Here is a 16,250-nt window from a genome sequence, read left to right on the forward strand (position 1 = left end):
GCCCAAGCGCCAGACCGCAGCCGGTGGCCACCAGCGGCGCCGTGGGTCCGGTGCAGGTCACCCGCCTGGACCAGGGCAACCCAGACCACACCGGCACGCAAAGCCCCCGCCGCGCCGGGCTGCCGGCCGACCTGTGGGCGGGCAGCGACCCCGCGCGGCTGTCGCAGATGGTGCTGGCCACGCCCGCCCGCCTGCAATCCATGCAGGCGTTGCTGAAGCGTGTGCTGACCGCACAGTTGGCCCCCCCCACCGCGCCAGAAGGGATGCGGGGACAGCTGTTCCTGTCGCGCGCCGACCGCCTGCTGGACATGGGCGCGCTGGACGAGGCGCAGTCGCTGCTGGTCGCCGCCGGCCCCGGCCAGCCCGAGATCTTTCGCCGCATGTTCGACATCGCCCTGCTGGAGGGCGACGAAGGCCGCGCCTGCGCGATCATGAACGGCACCCCCGGCATCGCGCCCAGCTTTGCGGCACGCATCTTCTGCCTGGCGCAGACCGGGGATTGGGCTGCGGCGGCGATCGGCCTGCACGGGGCCGAGGCGCTTGGCCTGATCGACGAACGCCAGGCGATCTTGCTGACGCATTTCCTGGACGACGCCTTCGTCGACACGGCAGAGCTGCTGGCCCCCGCCGACCGCATGACCCCGCTGGAATTCCGCATCTACGAGGCCGTGGGACAGCCCCTGCCAACGCAGCCCCTGCCGGTGGCCTTCGCGCAATCCGACCTGCGCCTGAACAGCGGCTTCAAGGCCCGGCTTGAGGCTGCCGAGCGTCTGGCGCGCACCGGCGCCCTGCCCGCCACGACCCTGCGCCAGATCTATGGCGAACAGCGGCCCGCGGCATCGGGCGGGGTCTGGGAACGCGCCGGAGTCATGCGCACGCTGGAGGCGGCGCTTGCGGGCGGCGATCTGGCGCAGGCGTTGCCCCGCGCCTTCGACGAATTCCGCGCGGCCGGGATGGCCGACCTGCTGGCGGCGATGGTCGCGGCCGACCTGCCCACCGGCATCACCGATCCCCGCGCCGCCGAGGTGGCCGACCTGATGCGCGCCTGGATGGGCCTGCCCGACAGCGTGATCCCCGATCCCGCGCCCGAGATGGCCGCACCCCCCGCCACGCCCCCCGACACCCGTCGCGGAGAGGCGCTGCTGACCGCGATGGCCGATATCGACGCGGCGCTGGAGGGCGATCTGGCCCGCGCCGGGCGTGGCATAGCCATGCTGCGCGCCCTGGGTCTGGACCCCGATGCCGACCGCGCCGAGGCGCAGATCACCCTTCTGCCGCAGATGCAGGCCCCGCAATGAGCGCCGACCACAACGCCATCGGCGCCTTTCTGGACGCCCAGGCCGCCGAGGCCGGGGCCGCGCGGAACACGCTGCTGGCCTATGGCCGCGACCTGCGCGACCTGTCGGACTGGCTGGGCGCGCGGGCGCTGACGCTGGCCGGGCTGACGCGCGAGCAGGTCGAGGATTACCTGTCCCATTGCGACGCGCAGGGCCTGTCGCGGGCCACCCGTGCCCGCCGCCTGTCGGCCATCCGCCAGTTCACCCGCTTTGCGCTGGAGGAGGGCTGGCGCGAGGACGACCCCGCCATCCGCATCGCGGGCCCCGGCCGTGCCAAACGCATCCCGCGCACGCTGGACCGGGCCGAGATCCAGGCGTTGCTGGACGCCGCCCCCGGCATCGGCCGGGGCCGGATCGACCGCACGCGCAACATGTGCCTGATCGAGCTGCTGTACGCGACCGGCATGCGCGTCACCGAGCTGGTCAGCCTGCCGGTGGCCGGGTGCCGGGGCGATCCGGCGGTCCTGGTGATCCGCGGCAAGGGCGGCAAGGACCGGATGGTCCCCCTGGGCCAGGCCGCGCGGACCACCCTGCGCGACTGGCTGGAGATCCGTGACAACGCCCCCCAGGGCAGCCCGCTGTACCGCCTGCTGGCGGGTCGCGGCGCGCGCTGGCTGTTCCCCGCACCCGGCGCGGCGGGCCACCTGCCGCGGCAGAGCTTTTCGCGCCTGCTGGGCCAGATGGCGGTGGCGGCGGGCATCGATCCCGCGCGCGTGACGCCGCACGTGATCCGCCACGCCTTCGCCACCCACCTGCTGGAAGGCGGCGCCGACCTGCGCAGCATCCAGATGCTGCTTGGCCATGCCGATCTGGGCACGACGGAAATCTATACTCATGTGCTGAACCATCGCATGCGCGATCTGGTTCTGAACCACCACCCTCTGGCGCGCGGCGTGTCGCCTGACGATGCCGCCAACACCAACTGACCGGGACCTCATGGACCAACTTACCTCTGCGCTCGACTTTGCGGCCGTCGTCACCATCGCGGCGATCCTGATCTGCCTGATGCTGTCGGCCTTCTTTTCGGGGTCCGAGACCGCGCTGACCGCATCCAGCAAGGCCAAGCTGCGGGCCCGCGCCGATCGGGGCGACAGCGGCGCCGAAGCCGCCGTCCGCGTGACCGCCGACAGCGAGAAGCTGATCGGGGCGATCCTGTTGGGCAACAACGTCGTCAACATCCTGGCCGCCAGCCTTGCGACCGCGCTGTTCACGCGCCTGCTGGGCGCGGGCGGCGTGGCGATCGCCACGCTGGTGATGACCGTGCTGGTGCTGATCTTCTCCGAGGTGATGCCCAAGACGTACGCCATCTCTGCCCCCGAAAAGGTGGCAAGCCTGGTGGCACGTCCCATCGGCATCCTGACCGTCATCCTGTCCCCGATCGTCAGCGTCGTGCGCCTGATCGTGGGGGGCATGCTGTCGGTGGCCGGCCTGAAGACCGATCCCGGCAAGCACATGTTTTCGCTGGAGGAGGAGATCGAGGGGGCGCTGTCCCTGGGCCACGCACAGGGCGCGGTGAACAAGGAGGACCGCGACCGCCTGCTGGGTGCGCTGGACCTGGGCAACCGCACGGTCGAGGAGATCATGCGCCACCGTTCTGAGATCCAGATGATCGACGGCGACCTGCCCCCCGAGAAGATCCTGGAACTGGTCCTGGCCAGCCCGCACACCCGCCTGCCCGTCTATCGCGAGGAGCGCGAGAACATCGTGGGCGTGATCCACGCCAAGGACCTGCTGCGCGCGGTGAACCGGGCCGTGGGCGATGCGGGCGATGCCAGCGCCGCGCGGCGGTTCGATCTGGCCGCGGTGATGATGCCCCCCTATTTCGTCCCCGAGACCAGCGTCCTGGACGAGCAGATGCGCGAGTTCCTGAAACGGCGCACGCATTTCGCGCTGGTCGTGGACGAATACGGATCGCTGCGCGGCCTGATCACGCTGGAGGACATCATCGAGGAGATCGTCGGAGAGATCGCCGACGAGCACGACACCGAGGAGGACCAGACCCTCAAGCCCAACACCCAGGGCGATTACCTGGTCGAGGGCGGCATGACCATCCGCGACCTGAACCGCCAGCTGGACTGGACCCTGCCCGACGACGAGGCCAACACCATCGCGGGCCTGGTGATCCACATGGCGCAGTCGATCCCCGAACAGGGACAGGTGTTCAGTTTCGCGGGCTATCGCTTCGAGGTCGTCACGCGGCGCGAGAACCGCATCACCCGGCTGCGCATCCGCCCCCTGCCCACGGCCACCGACGGCTGACCGGCGGCGGCTTGCAACCGCCTGTGCCAACCCATAACAACGCGCCAACCCCATGCGCTGCAAGGAATCCCCCATGGACATCGCCGCCCGTCGCACCGCCGACCCCGCCCACTGGAACCTGGCCAGCGCGATCCGCGTGCTGTCCATGGACGCGGTCGAGGCCGCCAATTCCGGCCATCCCGGCATGCCGATGGGCATGGCGGACGTGGCCACCGTCCTGTTCCGCAACCACCTGAAGTTCGACGCCAGCGCGCCGCACTGGTTCGACCGCGACCGGTTCATCCTGTCGGCGGGCCACGGGTCCATGCTGATCTACAGCCTGCTGCACCTGACCGGCTATGAGCAGATGACGCTGGACCAGGTGCGCAACTTCCGCCAGCTGGGCGCGATCACCGCGGGCCATCCGGAATACGGCCATGTCGAGGGGGTCGAGACGACCACCGGCCCCTTGGGCCAGGGCATCGCCACCGCCGTGGGCTTCGCCATCGCCGAGGAGGCGATGCGCGCCGAGTTCGGGGCCGATCTGTGCGACCATCGCACCTGGGTCATCGCCGGCGACGGCTGCCTGATGGAGGGCATCAGCCACGAGGCCATCGCCCTGGCCGGCCACCAGAAGCTGGGCCGCCTGATCGTGCTGTGGGACAACAACGACATCACCATCGACGGCCGCGTCAGCCTGTCGGACGCGACCGACCAGCATGCCCGCTTTGCCGCCGCCGGCTGGCGCGTCCTGTCCTGCGACGGGCATGACGCCGCCGACATCGACCGCGCGCTGAGCCAAGCCGCGCAGGATGACGGCCGCCCGACGCTGGTCGACTGCAAGACGATCATCGGCTTTGGCGCTCCGAACAAGGCCGACAGCAGCAAGGCCCACGGCTCTCCGCTTGGCGCGGACGAGATCGCGGCCACCCGCGCGGCCTACGGCTGGAGCCATGAGCCCTTCCACCTGCCCAACCAGATCGTCGCGGACTGGCGGGCCATCGGCCAGCGCGGTGCGGCGCAGCGCGCGGCGTGGAACGACCGCGTGGACGCGCTGTCCGACGAGGCGCGCAACGACTTTGCCCGCCGCATCGGCAACGAGGTCCATCCGCGCCTGAACGCGATCATCGACGCCTTCAAAGTCCAGACGCTGGAGGCCAAGCCCAAGGTCGCCACCCGCAAGGCCTCCGAGAACGTGCTGGAGGTGCTGAATGCCGAAATGCCCGAGAATTTCGGCGGATCGGCCGACCTGACCGGATCGAACAACACCAAGACCGGCGGCCAGGGCGTCTTCAGCGCCGAAAACCGCATGGGCCGCTATCTGCATTACGGCATCCGCGAACACGGCATGGCGGCGGCGATGAACGGCATCTGGCTGCATGGCGGGTTCCGCCCCTATGGCGGGACGTTCCTGACCTTCACAGACTATGCGCGCGGGGCGATGCGCCTGTCGGCCCTGATGGGCCTGCCGGTCGTCTATGTGATGACCCATGACAGCATCGGCCTGGGCGAGGACGGCCCGACCCACCAGCCGGTCGAGCACCTGGCGATCTGCCGCGCCACGCCCAACACGCTGACCTTCCGCCCCTGCGATCAGACCGAGACTGCCGAAGCCTGGGAGATCGCCCTGTCGCAGGACGCGACGCCGTCGGTCCTGGCCCTGTCGCGTCAGAACCTGCCGCTGCTGCGCCAGGAGACCGGAGAGAACCTGACCGCCAAGGGCGCCTATGTCCTGCGCGAGGCCTCGGCCACGCCCAAGGTCGTACTGATGGCCACCGGATCGGAGGTCGAGATCGCGGTCGCCGCGCGCGATGCGCTGGAGGGTCAGGGCATTCCGACCCGCGTCGTGTCCGTCCCCTCGATGGAGCTGTTCCGCGACCAGCCGCGCGACTATCGCGCCGAGGTGCTGCCTGCGAACACCGTGCGCATCGCGATCGAGGCCGCGGTGCGCCAGCCTTGGGACTGGCTGCTGCTGGGAGAGCGCGGCCAGGAGGACCGCTCTGCCTTCGTCGGCATGGAAGGGTTCGGCGCCTCGGGTCCCGCGCCCGAACTGTACAAGGAGTTCGGCATCACCGCCGAGGCTGTCGCAGAGCGCGCGAAAGCGCTGCTGTGATACCCGGACCGACCGTCGCGATGGGTATTTGGGCAAAGGAGAAACTGCGTCTTCGTTGCCCAGACGCCCATGACCGCGCCTTCTGATGCGCGTCCTGGCGCGCGCATTCGCGCTGATGGGTCGGGAGCGGGATGGATTGCGGCGGCCCGGATCGGACCAGGCACGAGGCATCGCGCTGCTGCTGGCGGCGATCCTGGGTTTTACGCTGATGGATGCGACAGCCAAGCACCTGACGCAGACCTATCATCCGGCGCAGGTCATCTGGGCGCGGTTCATCGGAAACCTGCTGATCTTTGCGCTGATCTTTCGCGGGGCCATGCTGCCTTTGCTGCGCACGCGCCAGCCGGGCATGCAGTTCGCGCGGGCGATGATGCAGCTTGGTTCGGTCGGGCTGTTCTTCACCTCGCTGCAATACATCGGCCTGGCCGAGGCGACGGCGATCATGGACCTGAACCCGGTCCTGATCACGCTTGGGGGTGCCCTGTTCCTGGGTGAGAAGGTCGGCCCACGACGGCTGGCGGGGATCGCGGTGGCACTGGTCGGCGCGCTGCTGATCATCCGTCCCGGACTGGGCGTATTCCAGCCTGCGGCGCTGCTGCCACTGGCCGGGGCCTTCACCTATGCCGCGGGGGCGTTGCTGACGCGCGTCGTGCGGACCGATTCGGTGGCGACCTCGGTACTGTGGTCGGCCGTCGTCGGCACCATCGCCTCCAGCATCGTGGTGCCGATGTTCTGGCAGCCGGTCGCGGCGGGCGATCTGTGGGCATTCGCCGCGCTGGCGGTGTTCGGCACGGTCAGCCAGTACCTGCTGGTCAAGGCGTTCAGCGCGGCCGAGGCGGGGACGCTGGCGCCCTTCGGCTATACGGGGCTGATCTGGGCCGGGCTGTGGGGGTTCGTTTTCTTCGGGCAGCTTCCGGATGTCTGGACCGTCACCGGCGCGGTCATTATCGTGGCCGCGGGGCTGTATGTCTGGTCGCGCGAGGCGCGGGCCGCCAAGGGGGCGTGATGCGCGATGACCGATCCACGATAACCGACCGGCTGGCCAACGGCGCGTTCGTGGCAATCATGGGGCTGGCACGCCTGCTGCCCTATTCGCGCCGCATCCCGGCGATGGGCTGGGTGTTTTCGCATATGATCGCGCCCATCGCCGGCTGGCGCAGGCGCATCCGCGACAACCTGGCGCTGGCCCGCCCCGACCTGTCCCCGGCAGAGATCGAGGCGCTGGTGCGCGCCGTTCCCGACAATGCGGGCCGGTCGGTGGCAGAGATCTATTCCGCCGATGAATTCACGGATCGTATCCGCACGGCCGATCCGCTGCAGGGCCCTGGCCTTGGCGCGCTGGAGGAGGCTCTGGACAGCCATCGCCCGGTGATCCTGGCCTGCGCGCATTTCGGCAATTACGACGCGATGCGGGCCGCGCTGGCCGCGCGCGGCTGGCCGGTCGGCGCCCTGTACCGCCCCATGAACAACGAAGCGTTCAACCGCCATTACGTCCCCGCCATCACCGCCATTGCCGAGCCGCTGTTCCCGCGCGGCAGGGCCGGATTGGCGGCGATGCTGCGGTTTCTCAAGGGTGGCGGCTGGCTGGCCTTGGGTTTCGATCAGTTCGACCGCGAGGGGGCGGAGCTGCGGTTCTTCGACCTGCCCACGCGGACGGTGCTGACGCCGGCGGACCTGGCCCGCCGCTATGACGCGCTGCTGGTACCGATCTGCGGCATCCGTCAACCGGACGGGCTGTCCTTCAAGGTCCATGTCGGCGCGCCCATCGCGCATGGCGATTCCCGCGCGATGATGCAGGCGCTGAACGACGACCTGGAGATGCTGGTGCGGCGCCACATGGACCAGTGGTTCTGGGTCCACCGCCGCTGGAAATGAAAAGGCCCCGCATCGGCGGGGCCCTGTCGTGATCAGATGGCGGCGGCGGTCCGCACGGGCGCGGCGTTCTCGCGCCGGGCGCGCAGTTCCTCGGCGACCAGGAAGGCCAGCTCCAGCGACTGGCTGGCGTTCAGGCGCGGATCGCAGGCAGTGTGATAGCGGTCCGACAGATCCTCGTCCGTGACGGCGCGCACGCCGCCGGTGCATTCGGTCACGTCCTTGCCGGTCATCTCGAAATGCACGCCGCCGGGGATCGTGCCCTCGGCCTTGTGGACGCCGAAGAATTCGCGGACCTCGCGCAGGATCGAATCGAAGGCACGCGTCTTGTAGCCGGTCGACGACTTGATGACGTTGCCGTGCATCGGATCGCACGACCAGACGACGTTCGCGCCCTCGTCCTGCACCGCGCGGATCAGGCGCGGCAGGTGGTCGCCCACCTTGCCCGCACCAAAGCGTGCGATCAGCGTCAGGCGCCCGGCCTCGTTGGCGGGGTTCAGCTTGGCCATCAGCACCTTGAGGTCGTCCGCCGTGGTCGTCGGGCCGCATTTCAGGCCGATCGGGTTCTGCACGCCGCGGCAGAACTCGACATGCGCGCCGTCAGGCTGACGCGTCCGGTCGCCGATCCAGATCATGTGGCCCGACCCCGCCACCGGCAGGCCGGTGGTGCTGTCGATGCGGGCCAGGGCCTCTTCGTACTCCAGCAACAGGGCCTCGTGGCTGGTATAGAAATCGACCTTGGACAGCTGGTGCGCGGTGTCGGAATTGACGCCCGCCGCCTGCATGAAGGCCATCGCATCGCCGATGCGGCCGGCGATGTCGCGGTACCGCGCGGCCTCGGGGCCGCCCACAAAATCGGCGATCCAGCTTTGCACGCGGTGCATGTCCGCGAAGCCGCCGGTCGAGAAGGCGCGCAGCAGGTTCAGCGACGCCGCCGCTTGGGTATAGGCCGCCAGCATCCGCGTCGGGTCGGGAATGCGGGCCTCGGGGGTGAAATCGAACCCGTTGATGATGTCGCCGCGATAGCTGGGCAGCTCCACCCCGTCCATCACCTCGGTCGGCGCGCTGCGCGGCTTGGCAAACTGGCCCGCCATGCGCCCGACCTTGATCACGGGCATCTGCGCGCCCCAGGTCAGTACCACGGCCATCTGCAGCAGCACCTTGAAGGTGTCGCGCAGGTTGTCGGCGCTGAATTCGCTGAAGCTTTCGGCGCAGTCACCGCCCTGCAGCAGGAAGGCCCGGCCCGCGGCGGCGTCCGCCAGCTGGGCGCGCAGGCGGCGCGCCTCTCCGGCAAAGACCAGCGGGGGATAGCGGCGCAGCTGCGATTCCACCCCCGCCAGCGCGGCGGGATCGGTATAGTCGGGCATCTGGACGCGCGGATAGGCGCGCCAGCCGGCCTTGTCCCAATCCTGGGTGGCGGTCTTGCGGGTCTGCTGCGTCATGTCCTGCGCTCCTTGAAAATGTCGCGTCGGTATAAACGCTAACAGTCGGCAGGAAAAGGGTCTGCCGCGGCCCTCCGGAAAGCCCCCTTGCCGCGGCGTCAAAAGGCTGTTTGGGTGCGGGGCGCAACCGCATGCAAAGATAGCCCCCATGCCATCCGAAAAACCGCGACGCTTCACCTTCCTGTTGCTGGATCGATTCACCATGCTGCCCTTCACGGCTGCGATCGAGCCCCTGCGTCTGGCCAACCGCGCGTCGGGGCAGACGCTGTTCGACTGGCGCCTGGTCGGGCCGCGGGGCGACGTGGCGACGTGCTCGAACGGGACGCGCGTGATGCTGGACGGCGGACTGGACCTTGACGCCCCCCCGCCCGGCCGGGACGAGGTCGTGATCGTCTGCGGCGGCACCGACATCGCGCGCGAGGCGACGCGCCCGGTGCTGGCCTGGCTGCGCCGGCAGGCGCGCGGCGGGGCGGCGATGGGGGCGGTCTGCACCGGCACCTGGATCCTGGCCGAGGCCGGTTTGCTGGACGGCCGCAAGGCCACCATCCACTGGGAGAACCACGACGGCCTGGCCGAAGCCTTCCCCGAGGTCGACCTGTTCCGGTCGGTTTTCGTCCATGACGGCAACCGGCTGACCGCGGCGGGCGGGACCAGTTCGATCGACCTGATGCTGCACCTGATCGCGCTGGCGCAGGGGGACGCGCTGGCCGCGGACGTGGCCGACCAGATGCTGCACACCGCTATCCGAACCGACCAGGACAGCCAGCGCCTGTCGATCCCCACCCGCATCGGCGTGCGCCATCCGCGCCTGGCCGCCGTCATCGCGCGGATGGAGGCGAACCTGGAGGACCCGGTCAGCCCCGCCCAACTGGCGCTGGATGCGGGCATGTCCACCCGGCAGCTGGAACGTCTCTTCCGCCGCTATCTGAACCGCAGCCCCAAGCGGTACTACATGGAGACCCGGCTTTCCCGCGCCCGCAACCTGCTGATGCAGACCGAGATGTCGATCATCGAGATCGCCCTGGCGTCCGGGTTTTCCAGCCCGTCGCATTTCTCGAAATGCTATCGTGCGCAATATGGCAGCACGCCCTATCGCGAACGCGGCACCTCGGCGTCGATCCCGGCCTGAGCTGCGGAAATCGTTAACTTTTCCTAAATCAGTTAACCAAGCTTTAACCATTGTCGCCCTAGGGTCCGGCACTGCCCGGTGACATGTGACTGCCGGGTCTGTTCGACCGGCAGCACAAGGGTTCTCCATGGAACATACGATCACGGTTTTGACGATCAGCAATGTCATCCCCGCCGGAGACATCGGCTTGCATTACGACGCGCCCTGGTCGAACGGCGCGCCGATCGTGATGAATGACCCGATCCTCAGCACGATCGTCATCAGCGATGATGACGACGCATTCCGCAGCGGCACCTATACATACGATGAGACGGACCAGCTTCTGGTCCATGACGCGGTCTTTGGTCACGGGGACAATGCAAAGATCACCCCTGCGGGAACGCAGATGTCGAATTTCGTCGCCTCGATCATCACCTCTGACGCGGAAGACAGCTATGTCGTCATGTATCCGCGCAGCTACGAGCATTATGGCGCCGGCATCGAATTCGGGGGCCGCCAGTCGCTTCTGATCTTCCCCATTCCCGATGAGAACGGGATCGAGCCGGTCTTTGATCCCGGGGCGCGCTATACTTATGCGGGCGTTCGCAGCTTCGGGCCGGGTGACGACGCCCAGCCCTGGCCTGCCCCCACGGCGTCGGCCTGTTTTGCGCAGGACACGCTGATCCAGACGGCATCCGGGCCGTGCAGGGTCCAGGACCTGCGTCCCGGCACGCTTTTGCGGACGATGGACCACGGCTATCAGCCGGTCCTATGGATCGGTCATCGCCGGATGCAGGCCCGCGATCTGGACCAGCGTCCCGACCAGCGGCCGATCCGGATCGCGGCCCATGCCCTGGGCCCCGGCCAGCCCGGGCGCGATCTGGTCGTGTCGCCCCAGCATCGGCTGCTGATCCGCTCTCCCATCGCCGAGCGCATGACCGGCGAGGCGGAGGTTCTGGTCGCGGCGCGTCATCTGGTGGGCCTTCCGGGCATCACGGTGCAGGGCGAGCGTTGCGACGTCACCTATTGGCACGTGCTGCTGGCCGATCATCAGGTGCTGGTGGCCGAGGGCGCATGGGCGGAAAGCCTGCTGCCCGGTCCCGTCGCCCTGCGCGCCCTTGGGGCGCAGAACGCCCGGCGGATCAGGCAGCTGACGGCGGGACGCGCGCTGACGCCCGCGCGGCCGCTGCTGTCGGGTCGCCATGCCCGGCGCCTGGTGCAGCGGCATGATCGCAACCGCAAGGCGCTGCTGGACGCCTAGAGACCGACCAGGGCGCGGGCGAATTCGTCCGCGTCAAAGGCGTCCAGGTCGTCGATCTGTTCGCCCACGCCGATCGCGTGGATCGGCAGGCCGAAGCGGTCGGCCAAGGCCACCAGCACGCCGCCGCGCGCCGTGCCGTCCAGCTTGGTCATCACCAGTCCCGAGATATTGGCCAGCTTGCGGAAGGTCTCGACCTGGCTCAGCGCGTTCTGGCCGGTGGTGGCGTCCAGCACCAGCAGGGTGTTGTGCGGCGCGTCGGGGTCCTTCTTGCGGATCACGCGGACGATCTTGGCCAGCTCCTCCATCAGGTCCTGGCGGTTCTGCAGGCGGCCGGCGGTGTCGATCATCAGCAGGTCGGCGCCATCGGCCTCGGCCCGGACCATCGCGTCCCATGCCAGGCTGGCCGGGTCGCTGCCCTGCGGCGCGACCATCACCGGCACGCCGGCCCGCTGGCCCCAGACCTGCAGCTGTTCGACCGCCGCGGCGCGGAACGTGTCGCCCGCGGCGATCACCACCGACTTGCCCGCGGCGCGGAACTGGCTGGCCAGCTTGCCGATGGTGGTCGTCTTGCCCGCGCCGTTGACGCCCACGACGAGCACCACCTGCGGCTTTTTCGGATAGATCGGCAGGGGGCGGGCGACCGGGGCCATGATGCGCCCGATCTCGGTCGCCAGAAGCTGTTTGAGCTCGGTCGAGGAGATGCGCCGGCCCATGCGCCCCTCGGCGATGTTGGCTGTGACGCGCAGGGCCGTCTCGACGCCCAGGTCGGCTTGGACCAGCATGTCCTCCAGCTCCTCCAGCATCTCGTCGTCCAGGGCGCGGCGTGGCTCCTCGACCTGCGCCTCGGCGCGGCCGAACAGACGCCCGACCAGCCCCGACGGTTCGGGCGCCGCGGCAGGGGCGACGGGAGCCGTCGCGGTCTCTCCGACGATATCATCCAGCCCCGCCCCGATCTTGGAGGAGGACCGCGTCAGCCGCTCTCGCAGTTTGGTAAAGAACGCCATGATCCGACCTTTCGCTGTGCCGGGCGGACCCTACCCGCTTGCGGCGCCAAGGAAAAGCCGCCCCGACGGATCGGGGCGGCTTTGATGTCCCACGGTTCGGGGGCGCGTCAGCCGCGCATCTGCCGGATCAGCCCCGCCAGCGCCTCGGTCGAGGGGTCGTGGCCGGGCGCGGCCTCTCCCTTCAGCAGCGGTTCGACCTTGAGGGCCAGTTCCTTGCCCAGCTCGACCCCCCACTGGTCAAAGCTGTTGATGCCCAGGATCACGCCCTCGACAAAGACGCGCTGTTCGTACAGCGCGACGATCTGGCCCAAGGCGAACGGGGTCAGCTGCTCCATCAGCAGCGTGGTCGAGGGCCGGTTGCCGGGGAACACGCGATGGCGGGCCTGACGGTCCAGTTCGGCGCCCTCAAGACCCTTGGCCTGCATCAGGGCGCGCGCCTCGTCCAGCGACCGTCCCCGCATCAGCGCCTCGGACTGCGCCAGGCAGTTGGCGGCCAGCAGGATGTGGTGATGCGCCAGGTCCGGCTCGTGCCCGCGCGCGGCAAGGATGAACTCGCAGGGGACGGGCATCGTGCCTTGGTGGATCAGCTGATAGAAGGCGTGCTGGCCGTTGGTGCCGGGTTCGCCCCAGACGACGGGGCCCGACACGACCTCCAGATCGCCGCCGTCCATGGCCACGCGCTTGCCGTTTGATTCCATCTCCAGTTGCTGCAGATAGGCGGGCAGGCGCATCAGGCGGTTGTCATAGGGCAGCACCGCGCGGGTCGGATAGCCGCAGATCTGGTGATGCCAGATGCCCGTCAGGGCCAGCATCACCGGCAGGTTCTGCGCCGGTTCGGCCGTGCGGAAATGCGCGTCCATCGCCGCGCCGCCGGCCAGGAACTGGTCGAACGCCTGCGGCCCCACGGCCAGCATCAGGGACAGCCCGATCGGGCCCCAGACGGAATAGCGTCCGCCGACCCAATCCTCGAAGCCGAAGACACGGTCTTCGGCGATTCCGAAATCGGCGGCCTTGGCGGCGGCGGTGGACAAGGCCACAAACTGTGCGCCCGGATCGGTGACCGAGGCGGCCATCCAGTCGCGAGCCGTCTGGGCGTTGGTCATCGTCTCGATGGTGGTGAAGGTCTTGGAGGCGACGATCACCAGCGTCGTGGCCGGGTCCAGCCCCTTCAGCGTGTCGGCGATGTCGGCACCGTCCACGTTGCTGACGAAATGCGTGCGCGGCCCGTCGTGATAGGGCGCCAGCGCCAGCACCGCCATGGCCGGGCCAAGGTCCGACCCGCCGATGCCGATATTGACCACGTCGGTGATGCGACCGCCCTGCCCCGCAAATCCGCCGTCGCGGACCTGGGTCGCAAAGCGGGTCATGCGCTGATGCGTCTCGCGCACGGCGGGCATGACGTCCTGGCCGTCGACGGTGACGCTGCCCTGCAGGTTGCGCAGCGCGGTGTGCAGGACGGCGCGGCCTTCGGTTTCGTTGATCTTCTCGCCCGCGAACATCGCGTCGCGGCGGGCCGCCACGGGGGCCGCCAGTTCCAGCAGCAGATTACGCGCGCCCGCGTCGATCATCGTTTTGGAATAGTCGAAGGTCAGTCCGTCCGCCTGCACCCGGTAATCGGTGGCGCGGTCGGCGTTGAACAGCGCCTCGATCCGTCCCGACCCCTGGGCCTTGCGATGATCCTTGAGGCGGTTCCAAAGTGCGGTCATGTCAGTTCCTCATTCGGCCCAATGGACGGTGGCCTGGTCAAGAAAGGCGCGGATCGGCGCCTGCATCGGGTCCGACTTCTGCGCGCGCTCCAGCGCTTCGCGCTTTTCGGGGCCCATGATCAGGACGTGGATGTTCAGCGCGTCGGCCAGCACCGGTCGCGTCAGGGTGATGCGCGGCTCCTCGGCGCCATCGGCGCGGATGGCCATGACGGGAGGCGCGCCTGCGGCCATCGCGGCCTCCAGGTGATCGGCGCCGGGGAACAGGCTGGCGGTATGCATGTCGTTGCCCATGCCCAGCAGAACCACCGTCAGCGGCAGGGTCGGCGCCAGCCGCTCTGCCAGGCCATCGGTCGCCAGATCGGGCGAGGCGTCGCCGGTGTATAGGTCGATATACTCGGCCGCGGCTGCCTTGTCCTTGAGCAGGTGGCGCCGCAGCAGGCGAGAGTTCGACCGCTTGTGATCGCCGTCCACCCACCGTTCGTCGCCCAGGACGACGGTGACGCGGGACCAGTCCAGATCGGTGCCCGACAGCATCTCGAACACGGGCGCCGGAGAGGTGCCGCCCGGCACGCACAGCGTGGCGCGGTCATTGCCACGCAGATGCTGCGCCAGCTGCGAGGCGATGCGGTCGGCGACCGACAGGGCCAGCATCTCGCGGTCGGGGTATTCCTTGAAATCCATGCTCATGCCCTGATCTCCCTCCAGCGACGGTTGTCGCGGTGCATCAGGCGCAACGCCTCCTCGGGCCCCGAGGATCCGCTGTCATAGGGTTCGGGCCGGCGCTTGCCCTCCTCCCAGGACTTGATGATCGGGTCGGTCCAGGCCCAGGCCGCCTCGACCTCGTCACCGCGCATGAACAGCGTCTGGTTGCCGCGGATCACGTCCATGATCAGGCGTTCATAGGCGTCGGGCATGTCCGCGCCCTCCGGCCCCAGGGCATCGGCAAAGGACATGTCCAGCGGCACCTGCACCAGGCGCATGCCGCCCGGCCCCGGCTCCTTGATCATCACCTTGAGGTTCATGCCCTCGTTCGGCTGCAGGCGGATGACCAGCTCGTTGGCCTTGGGATGGCCGCTGTCGTCAAAGATCGAATGCGGCGGTTCCTTGAAGGTGATCGCGATCTCGCTGGTCCGCGCGCGCAGTTTCTTGCCGGTGCGCAGATAGAAGGGCGTGCCCTGCCAGCGCCAGTTGGAGATGCGAACCTTCATCGCGACATAGCTTTCGGTCCGCGAATCGGGGTCCTCGGCGTCGGTCAGATAGTCGCTGCCCTCGCCCTGATACTGACCGCGGACGATGTCGGCGGGCTCCAGCGGCTCCAGCGCGCGGATCACCTTCAGCTTCTCGTCGCGCACGGCGTCGGGGTCGAAGTGATAGGGCGGCTCCATCGCGATCAGGCACAGAAGCTGCATCATGTGGTTCTGGACCATGTCCCGGATCGCGCCGGACTTGTCGTAATAGCTGCCGCGTCCGGCCACGCCCACGGTCTCGGCCACGGTGATCTGGACGTGGTCCACGTATTGCGCGTTCCAGAGCGGTTCGAACAGCACGTTGGCAAAGCGCACCGCCATCAGGTTCTGGACGGTCTCCTTGCCCAGGTAATGGTCGATCCGGTAGATCTGCTGTTCGTTGAAATGCTGCGCCAGCGTGGCGTTCAACGCCTTCGCGCTGGCCAGGTCGCGACCGAAGGGCTTTTCGACCACGATGCGGCTGTCCTCATCGGCGATGCCATGGCCCGCCAGACGCTCGGCGATGTCGCCGAACAGCGCCGGCGCGACCGAGAAGTAGAAGGCATGGACCGCGCCCTTGCGCATCCGGTCCTTCAGCGCCTGCCAGCCGCCCTCGCCCTTGGCGTCGATGGGGACATAGCCCAGCAGGGTCAGGAACTCGGCCAGCTGCGGGTCGTCCGGCTTGGCGCCCGCGAATTCGCAGATGGCCTTGGACGCCTCGGCGCGGAAGGCGTCGTCGTCCTGGTCGGTGCGCGCGGCGCCGATGATCTGGCTGGTGGCCGGGAACTGTCCCGCCTTGAAGCGCCGGTAGAGACCGGGCAGGATCTTGCGATGGGCCAGATCGCCCGTGGCGCCAAAGATCACGAGGTCGAAGTCATCGACCGGAATGACACGAGAGACCATGCTGTCCTCCTGTTGGGTGGCGTTCGCCTTACCCCTTGTT

The 16,250-nt window shown here is 68.7% G+C and carries 13 protein-coding genes; 8 read left to right on the top strand and 5 right to left on the bottom strand.

Annotation, left to right across the window (positions count from 1 at the left end):
* The 6 genes from GBO37_RS09835 to GBO37_RS09860 all read left to right on the top strand — a co-directional run.
* The coding region (locus tag GBO37_RS09835) for a hypothetical protein (protein WP_252928704.1) at positions 1 to 1,298 on the top strand (1,298 nt) is incomplete at its 5' end.
* On the top strand, positions 1,295 to 2,263 hold the full coding sequence (locus GBO37_RS09840; RefSeq protein WP_252928706.1) for a tyrosine recombinase: 969 nt from the start codon (positions 1,295 to 1,297) through the stop codon (positions 2,261 to 2,263). The genes GBO37_RS09835 and GBO37_RS09840, both read left to right, overlap by 4 nt.
* Before the next feature lie 10 nt (positions 2,264 to 2,273).
* Positions 2,274 to 3,596 (top strand): HlyC/CorC family transporter, encoded by a 1,323-nt coding sequence (locus GBO37_RS09845; protein ID WP_252928707.1) that lies wholly within the window; start codon positions 2,274 to 2,276, stop codon positions 3,594 to 3,596.
* Between the two features lie 73 nt (positions 3,597 to 3,669).
* Positions 3,670 to 5,688, top strand: a complete 2,019-nt coding sequence (gene tkt / locus GBO37_RS09850; RefSeq protein WP_127898257.1) for a transketolase — start codon at positions 3,670 to 3,672, stop codon at positions 5,686 to 5,688.
* A gap of 85 nt (positions 5,689 to 5,773) precedes the next feature.
* On the top strand, positions 5,774 to 6,694 hold the full coding sequence (locus tag GBO37_RS09855) for a DMT family transporter (protein ID WP_252928709.1): 921 nt from the start codon (positions 5,774 to 5,776) through the stop codon (positions 6,692 to 6,694).
* A complete protein-coding gene (locus tag GBO37_RS09860) occupies positions 6,694 to 7,563 on the top strand; it encodes a lysophospholipid acyltransferase family protein (protein WP_252928712.1) in 870 nt (289 codons plus the stop codon). The genes GBO37_RS09855 and GBO37_RS09860 overlap by 1 nt, the downstream gene beginning before the upstream one ends.
* A gap of 32 nt (positions 7,564 to 7,595) precedes the next feature.
* Here the strand turns inward: GBO37_RS09860 and GBO37_RS09865 are convergent, their stop codons facing one another.
* Positions 7,596 to 9,002, bottom strand: a complete 1,407-nt coding sequence (locus GBO37_RS09865) for a class II 3-deoxy-7-phosphoheptulonate synthase (RefSeq protein ID WP_139085311.1) — start codon at positions 9,000 to 9,002, stop codon at positions 7,596 to 7,598.
* A gap of 148 nt (positions 9,003 to 9,150) precedes the next feature.
* Here GBO37_RS09865 and GBO37_RS09870 point away from each other — a divergent pair, with 148 nt between their 5' ends.
* Together GBO37_RS09870 and GBO37_RS09875 are read left to right on the top strand one after the other, a co-directional pair.
* Entirely contained in the window at positions 9,151 to 10,131 is a 981-nt protein-coding gene (locus GBO37_RS09870; protein WP_045999452.1) for a GlxA family transcriptional regulator, read from the top strand.
* A gap of 127 nt (positions 10,132 to 10,258) precedes the next feature.
* On the top strand, positions 10,259 to 11,371 hold the full coding sequence (locus GBO37_RS09875) for a Hint domain-containing protein (protein ID WP_252928713.1): 1,113 nt from the start codon (positions 10,259 to 10,261) through the stop codon (positions 11,369 to 11,371).
* Here GBO37_RS09875 and ftsY read toward each other — a convergent pair.
* The 4 genes from ftsY to zwf form a co-directional block, all read right to left on the bottom strand.
* On the bottom strand, positions 11,368 to 12,375 hold the full coding sequence (gene ftsY / locus GBO37_RS09880) for a signal recognition particle-docking protein FtsY (RefSeq protein ID WP_139597430.1): 1,008 nt from the start codon (positions 12,373 to 12,375) through the stop codon (positions 11,368 to 11,370). The two genes, GBO37_RS09875 and ftsY, sit on opposite strands and share 4 nt — an antisense overlap.
* Positions 12,376 to 12,482: 107 nt before the next feature.
* Entirely contained in the window at positions 12,483 to 14,081 is a 1,599-nt protein-coding gene (gene pgi / locus GBO37_RS09885; protein ID WP_252928714.1) for a glucose-6-phosphate isomerase, read from the bottom strand.
* A gap of 9 nt (positions 14,082 to 14,090) precedes the next feature.
* Entirely contained in the window at positions 14,091 to 14,762 is a 672-nt protein-coding gene (gene pgl / locus GBO37_RS09890; RefSeq protein ID WP_252928766.1) for a 6-phosphogluconolactonase, read from the bottom strand.
* A 2-nt stretch (positions 14,763 to 14,764) separates the two neighbouring features.
* Positions 14,765 to 16,210, bottom strand: a complete 1,446-nt coding sequence (gene zwf, locus GBO37_RS09895; RefSeq protein ID WP_252928715.1) for a glucose-6-phosphate dehydrogenase — start codon at positions 16,208 to 16,210, stop codon at positions 14,765 to 14,767.
* Positions 16,211 to 16,250: the final 40 nt, after the last annotated feature.

The organism is Paracoccus sp. 08, from assembly GCF_024105395.1.
GTDB classification, from domain to species: domain Bacteria; phylum Pseudomonadota; class Alphaproteobacteria; order Rhodobacterales; family Rhodobacteraceae; genus Paracoccus; species Paracoccus marcusii.

Coding starts and splice junctions, on each gene's coding strand:
- GBO37_RS09875 (WP_252928713.1), top strand. CDS start 10,259: ATGGAACATACGATCACGGTTTTGACGATCAGCAATGTCATCCCCGCC.
- zwf (WP_252928715.1), bottom strand. CDS start 16,210: ATGGTCTCTCGTGTCATTCCGGTCGATGACTTCGACCTCGTGATCTTT.
- GBO37_RS09855 (WP_252928709.1), top strand. CDS start 5,774: ATGCGCGTCCTGGCGCGCGCATTCGCGCTGATGGGTCGGGAGCGGGAT.
- GBO37_RS09870 (WP_045999452.1), top strand. CDS start 9,151: ATGCCATCCGAAAAACCGCGACGCTTCACCTTCCTGTTGCTGGATCGA.
- pgi (WP_252928714.1), bottom strand. CDS start 14,081: ATGACCGCACTTTGGAACCGCCTCAAGGATCATCGCAAGGCCCAGGGG.
- pgl (WP_252928766.1), bottom strand. CDS start 14,762: ATGGATTTCAAGGAATACCCCGACCGCGAGATGCTGGCCCTGTCGGTC.
- GBO37_RS09840 (WP_252928706.1), top strand. CDS start 1,295: ATGAGCGCCGACCACAACGCCATCGGCGCCTTTCTGGACGCCCAGGCC.
- tkt (WP_127898257.1), top strand. CDS start 3,670: ATGGACATCGCCGCCCGTCGCACCGCCGACCCCGCCCACTGGAACCTG.
- GBO37_RS09865 (WP_139085311.1), bottom strand. CDS start 9,002: ATGACGCAGCAGACCCGCAAGACCGCCACCCAGGATTGGGACAAGGCC.
- ftsY (WP_139597430.1), bottom strand. CDS start 12,375: ATGGCGTTCTTTACCAAACTGCGAGAGCGGCTGACGCGGTCCTCCTCC.
- GBO37_RS09845 (WP_252928707.1), top strand. CDS start 2,274: ATGGACCAACTTACCTCTGCGCTCGACTTTGCGGCCGTCGTCACCATC.
- GBO37_RS09860 (WP_252928712.1), top strand. CDS start 6,694: ATGCGCGATGACCGATCCACGATAACCGACCGGCTGGCCAACGGCGCG.